The organism is Bacteroides sp. RTP31139st1_H2_RTP31139_211217 (assembly GCF_040227615.1).
In the GTDB taxonomy this organism is placed as follows: domain Bacteria; phylum Bacteroidota; class Bacteroidia; order Bacteroidales; family Bacteroidaceae; genus Bacteroides; species Bacteroides uniformis.
Genome location: NZ_JBCNZM010000048.1, coordinates 26746 through 30935, shown reverse-complemented (window position 1 = coordinate 30935; position 4190 = coordinate 26746). Strand labels below are relative to the sequence as shown.

Below are 4190 nucleotides of genomic sequence, written 5' to 3'. Positions count from 1 at the left end.
TATGGGAGCCAGCTCTTACTATCTTGCTATTCTTGCAAGTACCGAACAGTTAACAAGCAAAGTAACAAGTTGTACTCTGACTACCAAGCTGTATGCCGGTGCCAATGCCATTACCGATTACTATATAAAATGGTATAAGGACACGGCGGCTTGGACTGATAAGAACGGACAGAAAAGTGTAACTGTTACCCGTGGTGATGTGGACGGTACCCAGTTATTCATAGCAGAAGTTTATCAGTCTTCAAGTGCTTCACAACCGATAGCACGTGCCGGGGTACGTATCATTGATACGGCAGATGAATTTCAAATTGTATGTTATATAACTTCTTCCAACAAAGAGGTTGATACCGGACAACCCGTTACAGTAAGTGCCAAGATTGTAAATATGACTACGGGGTCAACTTATACTCCTACTTCCGCATCGTGGACTATGGATGTGATGGATAAGGAAAACTGGAAGAGTTTGAAACATTCTACAACAAATTCTATATCTGTAACAACAACGGAAACTGACAGAAACGGGACTCAATATGATGTTGATGTTTTGGCAGAATGTCATTTTAATTAACATAAAAACAAAATAATATTATGGCAACTAAAGGATTAGGAAATGAAACATTGGTGACCTCCATTCTGCGTTCCAATACAGTATTGGTGGAAGTTGGTGGTAGTGTCAGACGCATTACCGTGGAAAACTTCATGAATGCTATTAATAATGGTGACGAACAAATGTTGAGGCAGGTGGCTTGGGGGATTCCAATCAAACAATCAACCCAAAGTAGCACGAACTATGGTGTGATAGGTAATACAGCCGCATGGACAGAATACAAGTTGTATTGTGGCCGTTATCTCGTAACGAATGATGGAAGGGCTGCTAAAATGTCCCCTACCAATAGTGCGGTGTTTGCTGATGGTACTGCGGTGGATGAAACCAAAGGGCATGTGATGTGGATAGGGCCACGTTTGTATTATCGTGTACAGACTGACAGTGTAAGTGGTGTACCAGTCTTATGGCTCTCGATGCTACCTATTGGCGGTGAGTTTATTGGTGGGGCAAATGGTGGAATGTATAACTGTATCGGTGCATACAAAGGCTCCATGTCAGGTAGCGCACTTGTTTCACGTTCAGGAGTTGCACCGGCAGGCAGCAAGACAATCAACGCATTTTGGAATGCTGCACAAGTGAACGGTAAGGAATGGGGACTGACCGATTACGATCAGAGAAAGCTTATTATGATGTTGGGGCTGTCCCAGTACGGAGATACCAATATTCAAGCCAAACTTGGTTATGGTGTGGGTGGTAGCTCCAGTAAAGACTTGTGGGCTGCTGCGGCAGCATTGCAAACTGGCGCAACAAAGAGTCTCGGTGACAATTGGGGCAAAATAGCTATTTCTGTGGTGAATGGAAGTAATACTGGAGTGGATTGTTCACGGGTGAACATGATGGGTATAGAAGATCCTTATGGGTGGCAGTGGGAATTTCTGCAAGGAGTATTTTGCGGTAGTTCCAACAATAGTGCTCAAAGTGGAACGGAAATTTTCATTTACAAAGGAAACCGTTTACCGACTACTGCTGAATTAGCTGCGCATCCAAATGGTGAATACAGACAAGCTACCCGTCAGACAGCTTCCGGTCAAGTGCAGGAAATAATTCTTGGGGAGCATTTTGATATTTTCCCGAAAAAGATTGGTGGAAACAGCACTTCTTATTGGGCTGATTATTCATGGGCAAACACTACTGGGCAGCTGGTTCTTTGGGGCGGTATTGCGAATAACGGTGCGACTTGCGGCCTCGCTTTTGCGCACTCGTTTAACGCTTGGTCGTCCTCGGATGCGATTGTCGGCTCTCGCCTTGCGTATTTTGGGAATTTAACATTTGTTAGCGGTGCATCTTTGATGGCTGCATAATAGATTTTGAAATATTAGTTCTTTGAATTTCAATTAATTAAAACCCGTCCACCTTCTCGTTTTACGGCAACGGATAACGGGACGAAAGCCGAAAGGCGTGGACGGTTGGCAGAGGGGAACAAGAGCTGGTTCTTTGGGGCGGTAATGCGAATAACGGTGCGAATTGCGGCCTCGCTTATGCGAACTCGAATAACGATTGGTCGAACTCGAATGCGAATATCGGCTCTCGCCATACTTATTTATCGTAGAGTAATCTGCGAGTTCTCCGAGCCATGACCTTGCAGGATTTATATCGTTGCAACGTAGTAATCAATTGGTTACGATGTCAGAAAATCAAGAATGCGGAAAGGTTGCCCAATTTGCGAAAGGCAACAAGCGGTGTTAGTAGGTTGGTTCTCGAAAGCTCCGGGCGAATTATTCAAGCAAGTAAAAACAGCTTGCAGTTATCGGAATAATTAAAATAGTCTGAACAAGACAAAATTGGAAGTATGGTGTAAATTTTAAAACAAAGCAGCAGTGAATATTGGAAGAAGTGATATTGATTGGAAGAGTCTATCGCATAATGAAATTGATAGAATTATAGCGGAAAGGATAGAGGCTGACAATAAACGGATAGAAGCAAACGGTGGAAAGAAATCTAAAAGAGCCGGGTATATTCTTGAACGTATAGCAGAGATAAATAATTTACGTGAAGCGGACAAAGAAGCACAAGATGGGAAGGTTAAGAAAAACCGCTTTATCAGGCGGCATAATCTACACCCGGAAGAAGACCTCCGAGCTTTGCAGTTGATGATCCTGACATTGGATTTTCCGGCACCGGATTATAGCGTAATGAGAGTAAAAAGTGATGCAGGAAAGGTTCGAGATATTGTCAAACAGAAATATTTCCCGTGGCGTATATTGCACCATGCAATTATGAGGGTGATTGAAGAAGATGTTTATAGAAATTTGATTTATGATACAAGTGCGTGTATCAAGGGAAAGGGATTACATTTTGGAGTAAGGAGAATGAAACGTTTTCTTCACCGGTACCCGGAATACAAATGGTTCGTAAAGACTGATTTCAAAAAGTTCTATCAAAGTATTCTTCATGAGCTTATTGTTGCTGCATTGAGAAGGAAATTCAAAGATGAACGATTTATTAAATTGATCGAGATAGCTGTTTTATCGTATGACAGCGGAACAGAGTTAGTTGACGTATTGGAGAATGAAGTTGAACGGAAGAAGAGGTGTTCCGATTGGAGCATTTACAAGCCAACCTATCGGGAATTTTGCGGCAAGCCGGATAGATCATACAATGAAGGAGAAATATCGTGTCAAATGCCTGCATAGATATTGCGATGATAATGTTATGCTGGCTCGTTCTAAGGCCGAAGCGTTGTTTCTTATTCGTGCGTATGAACGGGAAAGTGCAAAAGTTGGGTTGGTAGTTAAAGCAAACAGTTGTATTGCTCCGATAGGAACAGAAACAAAAAATGGGAACAAAAAGCATAGAAAGCGAAAACGTAGTAAGAGGAAGAAGGATTAACTTTTTGGGCTATTGCTTCACGAAAGATAATGTTCGGATGCGTAAAAATATGAAAAAGAACTTTGCCCGAAAGGTGAAACGAATAAAAAGCCGGAAACGTAACCGCGAGATACGAGCTTCATACTGGGGCTGGTGTAAGTGGGGAGATTGTAAGAATTTATGGAGAACAATAACAAATAATGATATGAGTTTTGCAGATAAAGGTATCAAACAGAGTGGTAGAACAAAGGACGGAAAGAAGTTCTTCGATGTAAAAGAGACAAGATTGATGGATATTCTCAATGCCCCTATAACAGTGGTGGACTTTGAAACGAATGTGAAGGTGAAGGTAGATATTGTGTTCTTTTTGAACAGAACGGACAACGTAGCAAATTCATAACGAACTGTTACAATCTGAAAGATGTGTTGGATCAGGCTCGCGAAGCGGAGAATAACGGTCAGAAGATTTTTCCAGTGGAAAATGTGATTGTCAAGCGGCGTTCGTTAGGTGACGGGAAGAGTGCTTATTATTTTGAAGAATAATTATAAAAATGGAGGTAATTTATGAAAAGTTATGGAACTCTTGTAGGAGAACTGCCGACTGGTATTGAATTTGTAGTTGAAGGTGCGTTGCTACGCATTTACTTCGACTTTGAGAGAAGAGAAGCTGTTCAAAAGGCCGGTTCGGAAGATGTGGTGGTTGAAGACCAGTATGTCTGTGAAAACGTGGATGTTGAAGGGGAACATGATTATGACAGTATTGTAAGTGCCATTA

Annotated in this window: 3 protein-coding genes and 2 pseudogenes (1 of these 5 running past the window's edge); all 5 read left to right on the top strand. The window is 41.9% G+C overall.

The window, feature by feature from the left end; all coding sequences use genetic code 11:
* Positions 1-568: pseudogene (locus ABUA47_RS10260) on the top strand (hypothetical protein); the annotation flags it as partial.
* Between the two features lie 20 nt (positions 569-588).
* On the top strand, positions 589-1908 hold the full coding sequence (locus ABUA47_RS10255; protein WP_349824478.1) for a hypothetical protein: 1320 nt from the start codon (positions 589-591) through the stop codon (positions 1906-1908).
* Positions 1909-2424: 516 nt separating this feature from the next.
* Positions 2425-3240 (top strand): hypothetical protein, encoded by an 816-nt coding sequence (locus ABUA47_RS10250; RefSeq protein WP_005794376.1) that lies wholly within the window; start codon positions 2425-2427, stop codon positions 3238-3240.
* Between the two features lie 245 nt (positions 3241-3485).
* The gene (locus ABUA47_RS10245; protein ID WP_349824477.1) at positions 3486-3815 is read left to right on the top strand and encodes a hypothetical protein; all 330 of its coding nucleotides are present in this window, start codon (positions 3486-3488) and stop codon (positions 3813-3815) included.
* Between the two features lie 164 nt (positions 3816-3979).
* Positions 3980-4190 (top strand): annotated as a pseudogene (locus tag ABUA47_RS10240) (hypothetical protein) (it continues 110 nt past the right edge of the window).